Annotated in this window: 6 protein-coding genes; 5 read left to right on the forward strand and 1 reads right to left on the reverse strand. The window is 50.6% G+C overall.

Annotated elements, in window-relative coordinates; genetic code table 11:
- Nucleotides 1-66 precede the first annotated feature (66 nt).
- From ACEW8P_RS16935 to ACEW8P_RS16950, 4 genes are all read left to right on the forward strand, one after another.
- On the forward strand, nt 67-882 hold the full coding sequence (locus ACEW8P_RS16935; protein WP_373514256.1) for a sugar phosphate isomerase/epimerase family protein: 816 nt from the start codon (nt 67-69) through the stop codon (nt 880-882).
- Between the two features lie 66 nt (nt 883-948).
- On the forward strand, nt 949-2,094 hold the full coding sequence (locus ACEW8P_RS16940; RefSeq protein ID WP_373514257.1) for a Gfo/Idh/MocA family protein: 1,146 nt from the start codon (nt 949-951) through the stop codon (nt 2,092-2,094).
- 155 nt (nt 2,095-2,249) lie between these two features.
- Complete coding sequence (locus tag ACEW8P_RS16945; protein WP_373514258.1) at nt 2,250-3,017, forward strand: 3-ketoacyl-ACP reductase; 768 nt, start codon at nt 2,250-2,252, stop codon at nt 3,015-3,017.
- A 73-nt stretch (nt 3,018-3,090) separates the two neighbouring features.
- Nucleotides 3,091-4,326, forward strand: a complete 1,236-nt coding sequence (locus ACEW8P_RS16950; RefSeq protein WP_373514259.1) for an MFS transporter — start codon at nt 3,091-3,093, stop codon at nt 4,324-4,326.
- Between the two features lie 23 nt (nt 4,327-4,349).
- Here the strand turns inward: ACEW8P_RS16950 and ACEW8P_RS16955 are convergent, their stop codons facing one another.
- Complete coding sequence (locus ACEW8P_RS16955; protein WP_373514260.1) at nt 4,350-5,519, reverse strand: glycosyltransferase; 1,170 nt, start codon at nt 5,517-5,519, stop codon at nt 4,350-4,352.
- A 65-nt stretch (nt 5,520-5,584) separates the two neighbouring features.
- Between ACEW8P_RS16955 and ACEW8P_RS16960 the strand changes: the two genes are divergently transcribed.
- On the forward strand, nt 5,585-6,083 hold a 499-nt coding region (locus tag ACEW8P_RS16960; RefSeq protein WP_373514261.1), incomplete at its 3' end, for a DinB family protein.

The raw sequence follows: 6,083 nt of genomic DNA on the forward strand, positions 1-6,083 counted from the left end.
ATCATTAAGGATGAGCCGTACTATGCTTACTTGGGAGCGGTAAAAGCAGATAAATAATCACATATTATGAACCTGGACCGCTGCTGCGTACATACTATCACTACCAAACCCTGGTCGCTGGCCGAGTCAGTGGAGCGTTACGCCGCTGCGGGCGTGAAGGGTATAAGCGTTTGGCAAAATGCCGTAGAAGGCATGACCCACGCGCAGGCTGGGGAATTGATCCGCAAAAACGGGCTTGATGTAGTCTCTTACGTTCGGGGTGGATTTTTTCCGCACACCAGCGCAGAAGAACGCGCCAAAGCCATTGAGCATAACAAGAAACTAGTCGAAGAAGCCGCCGCGTTGGGGGCGCCATTAATCGTCCTCGTCTGCGGAGCATCGCCTGACCAAACCCTGGAAGCTTCTCGGGCGCAAATACAGTCGGGAATCGAAGCGGTACTACCCTTTGCTGAGCAAATGAACGTTAAGCTGGCCATTGAGCCGTTGCACCCGATGTATGCCGCCGATCGATCAGCGATCAACTCATTGGCGCAGGCCAATGATATATCGGAGGCTATCGGTTCACCTTTCGTGGGCGTAGCCGTTGACGTATATCACGTCTGGTGGGAACCCAATCTGGAAGCCGAAATAATACGTTGTGGAAAGAATGACCACTTAATGGCCTACCACGTCTGCGACTGGAAGGTGAACACGGGCGATATGCTCAACGATCGCGGTCTGATGGGCGAAGGCTGCATCGACATTAAGAAAATTAGCCGCTGGGTGGACGCCACGGGCTTCGACGGATACGTAGAAGTCGAAATTTTTTCCAATATCTACTGGCAACAAGACCAGCAGGAGTTTTTGGGAAAAATTGTGAAGGCGTTTGAGGAGAAGGTATAAAATAATAGCTGTCAAATTAACTTCCTATTGGTTATCAAATAATTAGCATTATCAACTATCCATTGAATGAAGACACATACCATCGGAATAATAATGAACGGCGTCACGGGGCGCATGGGTACCAATCAGCACCTTTTGCGGTCGATTAAGGCGATTCGCGAGCAGGGCGGAGTGAAACTTTCCGCCGACGAGGTCATCATGCCCGACCCAATTCTGGTCGGTCGGAACGAGGCCAAATTGAAGGATTTGTGCGAGCGTTCGGGTGTTGAGAAATATACTACTGATCTGGATTCGGTAATTAATGATCCGCACTACCAAATTTATTTCGACTCCCAGGTGACTGGCCGGCGGGCGGCGGCGGTGAAGAAAGCCATCAAAGCCGGGAAAAATATTTACTGCGAAAAACCTACGGGTACTTCCACCGAAGAGGCGCTGGAACTGTACGAAATTTGCACCAAAGCAGGCCTGAAAAACGGCGTTGTTCAGGACAAGTTGTGGTTGCCCGGCATGTTGAAGCTGAAACGCCTGATGGAAAACGATTTCTTCGGCGAAATACTTTCAGTTCGCGGCGAGTTCGGCTATTGGGTGTTCGAGGGCCACAGCGTTCCGGCGCAGCGGCCTTCCTGGAACTACCGTAAGGAAGACGACGGCGGTATAATCGTCGATATGCTCTGCCACTGGCGCTACGTACTGGACCATCTTTTCGGTAAAGTGAAAGCCGTTTCCTGCCTGGGTGCAACGCACATAGAAGAGCGTATCGACGAGCAGGGCAAGCCCTATAAAGCCACTGCCGACGACGCTTGCTACGCTACGTTCGAGTTGGAAGGCGGAGTAATCGCTCAATTCAACTCTTCTTGGACTACCCGCGTCCGCCGCGATGACTTGCTCACGCTGCACGTGGACGGCACCAAGGGCTCGGCGGTAGCCGGACTACGCGAGTGCGTCACGCAGCATTACGGAAACACGCCCAAGCCCGTCTGGAATCCGGACATTGCGCAGCCCATCGACTTCTTCGCGGGCTGGCAGGATGTACCTGAGCAAGAGTTGTTCGACAACGCTTTCAAAGCGCAATGGGAGCTTTTCCTGAAACATATCGTGAAAGACACGCCCTTCCCCTGGGATCTGAAAGAAGGTGCCAAAGGCGTACAACTAGCCGAAAAAGGTATCGAAAGTTGGGAAAAGCGGTGTTGGGTGGACATAGAGGAGCTTTGAAGAGGAAGCGACAAAGTTTCAGAGCCGCATAGCGACAAAGTTTTTTAGCAAAAGGAGTGGTCAGGAACGAAAACCAATTTTAAAACTTAAACCCAGGTTATCGCCTGTCAAGCACTCTGTGGCTTTGTCGCTTTGTCGCTTTGGAACTTAAAAAAATGAAAACAGCTCTGGTTACAGGAGGCAGTCGAGGAATAGGGCTGGGCATCGCGCAGTGTTTAGCGCGGGAGGGGTATGACATTGCCATCAATGGCGTGCGTTCCGAGGAATTGGTGAAGGACACGCTCGATGAACTGCGTGAAATGGGGGTAAAGGCGGAATACTGCCAGGGCAGTATAGCCTCTGCCGAGGACCGGGCGAGGATTGTGGAGGAAGCCTACGAAAAACTGGGTGGTCTGAATGTACTTGTCAACAATGCGGGCATTGCACCGAAGCAGCGGCTCGACTTATTGAACACGACACCCGAAAGTTTTCGCGATTTGCTGGATACCAATCTCGAAGGACCCTTTTTCCTGACACAAGCTATTGCCAATCGCATGGCGGAAGCAAAGGAAGCGAACCTCGATTTTCAGGGTACTATCATCTTTGTTACCTCTATCTCGGCGACCGTAGCATCCATAAACCGGGGTGAGTACTGTATTTCCAAAGCCGGATTGGCCATGACCGCGTCTCTCTTTGCGGTAAAAATGGCCGAATACGACATCCCGGTATTCGAAGTCCGGCCCGGCGTGATCGCCACCGACATGACCTCAAAAGTACAAGGCAAATACGATCAACTTTTCGAAGGGGGCATGGCCCTGCAACCCCGCTGGGGAACGCCCGACGACGTCGGTAAAGCCGTCGCTTCGCTCGTGCGTGGTGATTTCCCGTATTCGACCGGACAAGTCATCCATGTGGATGGCGGAATGCTGATCGACCGACTTTAATTTAGTGGAGAGTGGAGAGTTAATCTTATCTTTCTTTCTCAATTCTCCATTCCCAACTCTCCATTAAAAAAGAATGAACTCGCAAACCGAAAGCCCTTCCGTTCTCTCTCAACTCCTACGTATTCCCGTACTGGTAGCGGCATTGGGGTACATGGTCGATATGTACGATCTGTTCTTGTTTAGCGTCGTGCGGGTGCCTAGCTTGCAGGAGCTGGGTGTATCGGGCGACCAATTGCTGCCCGAAGGCATCACGCTCCTTAACTGGCAGATGGCGGGTTTGCTGATTGGGGGCGTCCTGTGGGGCGTTTTGGGCGACAAACGAGGGCGGTTATCGGTACTTTTCGGCTCGATCATCATGTACTCGCTGGCCAACATCGCCAACGGGTTTGTCAATAGTCTGGAAATGTATGCCGTATTGCGCTTCATTGCGGGCGTGGGACTGGCAGGAGAGCTAGGAGCGGGCATCACGCTAGTGACCGAGGTACTTCCTAAGGAAATACGGGGCTACGGTACCACCTTGGTCGCGACGCTGGGCGTGTTGGGCGCAATCTTAGCTTACTTCGTCGCTGATCTTTTCCAGTGGCGGGTATCCTACTTCGTAGGTGGCGGACTGGGACTTACACTCTTAATTCTCCGCTTCAATGTCTTTGAGTCGGGTATGTTCCAGCATCTAAAAGAAAAAGGCGTCAACCGGGGCGACATTCTCAGCATATTTACCGATCCGACAAGACTCAGAAAGTACATCATGGCCATCGTAGTCGGCTTGCCAATCTGGTTCGTAGTAGGAATTCTCATTACTTTTTCTCCCGAATTTGCCGCCGCTAAGGGTATCGAAGGCATTAGTGCCGGAAAGGCCGTAATGCTGGCTTTTACGGGGCAGGTATTTGGAGATATTTTTAGCGGACTACTTAGTCAGTACCTCAAAAGCCGAAAGAAGGTCATCGGTCTGTTCATTATTCTTTCCGTGGTAATGATGACGCTTTACCTGATGCTACCCGTTTCGCAGGCGTTCTCTTTCTATATGCTCTGCGCCTTCCTGGGCTTCTGCAATGGCTACTGGACGCTGTTTATCACGATTGCCGCCGAACTGTTTGGAACCAACATCCGCGCCACTGTAGCCACGACCATCCCCAACTTCGTGCGGGGGGCTACCATTCCCTTTGCCTCACTTTTCGTTTGGTTGAAAGGTTCCATGGGCGTGATCCAGGCTGGTTTGTTGCTGGGCATCGCTGTGGCGGTAATCGCTCTGATCTCGCTGGCGTTTATCGAAGAAACCTTTACGAAGGACTTGGATTATGTGGAGCGGTAGGACTTGTCGGTTCCTATCACGGCTTACTCGGAAATCCCCTCCAATATCTGTTTCGCAAATGCCCGCGCAGTATTTTTATCCGCCAGTTTTTTAGCAGCTTCTTGATCAAAAACGATCTCCCCCTGTAGTGCCTTGCAAAAAGCTTCGCAAATCGCGGAGGGCGATTCTGAATCCACCGTGACTCCCAGATGTTGAGATTCTACCAAATTTCCCAGATAGCCGAAGTCAGAAGAAATCAGCGGTTTTTGGGATAAGGCTGCCCTGACTACGATCGAGCTCATCCCGACGTGTTTTCGGTAGAGCGTCAGCACGAAGTCCGATACTGAAAAAAGACTTTGAATAGTTGCGCCTTTAAAGGTCTGGAATTGGCAGATGATTTGCGCATCGGCATTCGAAGCGGCGATTCTACTTTCGATTATAGATCGGAACTCACTGTCAATGGGGCCAGCCAATACCAAAGCCAACTTCCTGCTATTGTCCGACGGCATCATTTCAATCGCATCCAGCACGGGTTCGATGCCTTTTCGGTCGTCCAGATGCCCGAATAACAGAAAAACCTTGCGTGAATTCTTAATACCCAAAGCTTTTCTCTGCCCTTCCAATTGGTCGGTGGACAAGTCAAACTGCATGACGGGGTCGCTCAAAGGCCGAACCTTGACTCGATTTGCAATTTTTTGAACAGCAGGTATCGCCGAATGATCCAGGCAAAAAACTACCGAAAATGCGGGATTAGACAGCGCGCGATTGAGGAGTAGCTTTTTGCCCGAAACCATCAGGTTTTCTTTTAGCGAACTACCATCAATTTGGGAAAAATTTGGCCGGAAATAAATTCCGGAAACGGGGCAAGGCGATTTTTTGCCCAGCCACAAGCCCATTTGAAAAAGGTCGAAGTACATCAACAGCGCATGGTCGGGACGAATTTGGGTAGCGTACTTGACGTAAAGATTCCAACCCGCAAAGGAACGACTCACAATCGAGCCGTTTCTGGCCGTTTCCAATTCTTCAGAAGTGATTTCAACAAACTCGATATTGGAACTATTGGCTTGTTCGGCTGGTAGTTCCTCAGCCAAACCCTCCGGCGTGACGAGGAAAAGTTTTCCAGGTAGTTTTTCAGCCTGCCAATACGTAATTAAGTGGGTAAGGTAGTCGGTGTGGTGTCCGTCCAGAACGGTGTCAAAAAGCAGAAGTCTCATGCGATGGCGTTCATCCGGTATTTTGCCGGAAAAAACGCTAATTTCGGCATTCTAACCTGAAATCTATGAAACCTACCGAAATCAATCCCAAACCCCAATTTTTTGATCGATACATCAATCTAGTTGATGACCTGGAACTGCTCGAAGCTCTGGAAACGTATTCGCCAGAGGCAGTATTTTCTGATCTGGAAACGTTGGAAGCACTGGGTGACAAAATCTATGCACCCGGCAAATGGACGGTTAAAGACATTATCCAGCATTGCATCGACACGGAGCGAATCATGAGTTACCGCGCTCTGCGTTTCGCCAGAAACGATCAGACGCCGATACCGGGCTTCGAAGAGAATGGCTACGCTCAAAATACGCTTACCAGCCAAAGAACTCTGGACGATTTGCTGGACGAGTACGAAATAGTTCGAGCATCTACTTTGGCGCAGTTCCAGTACTTCAACGAAGACATGCTAAGTCGCTCCGGTCAGGCCTCACAGGTGCAAATCTCGGTCGGAGCGTTGGGGTTCATGGTAATCGGCCACGCCATTCATCACTGGAATGTTATCGAGGAAA

Origin of the sequence: Persicitalea sp., from assembly GCF_041751555.1 — a bacterium.
Classification (GTDB): Bacteria; Bacteroidota; Bacteroidia; order Cytophagales; family Spirosomataceae; genus Persicitalea.

Bases quoted from the DNA above. Each gene is read 5' to 3' on its own strand.
- ACEW8P_RS16935 (WP_373514256.1), top strand. From the start codon at position 67: ATGAACCTGGACCGCTGCTGCGTACATACTATCACTACCAAACCCTGG.
- ACEW8P_RS16940 (WP_373514257.1), top strand. From the start codon at position 949: ATGAAGACACATACCATCGGAATAATAATGAACGGCGTCACGGGGCGC.
- ACEW8P_RS16945 (WP_373514258.1), top strand. From the start codon at position 2,250: ATGAAAACAGCTCTGGTTACAGGAGGCAGTCGAGGAATAGGGCTGGGC.
- ACEW8P_RS16950 (WP_373514259.1), top strand. From the start codon at position 3,091: ATGAACTCGCAAACCGAAAGCCCTTCCGTTCTCTCTCAACTCCTACGT.
- ACEW8P_RS16955 (WP_373514260.1), bottom strand. From the start codon at position 5,519: ATGAGACTTCTGCTTTTTGACACCGTTCTGGACGGACACCACACCGAC.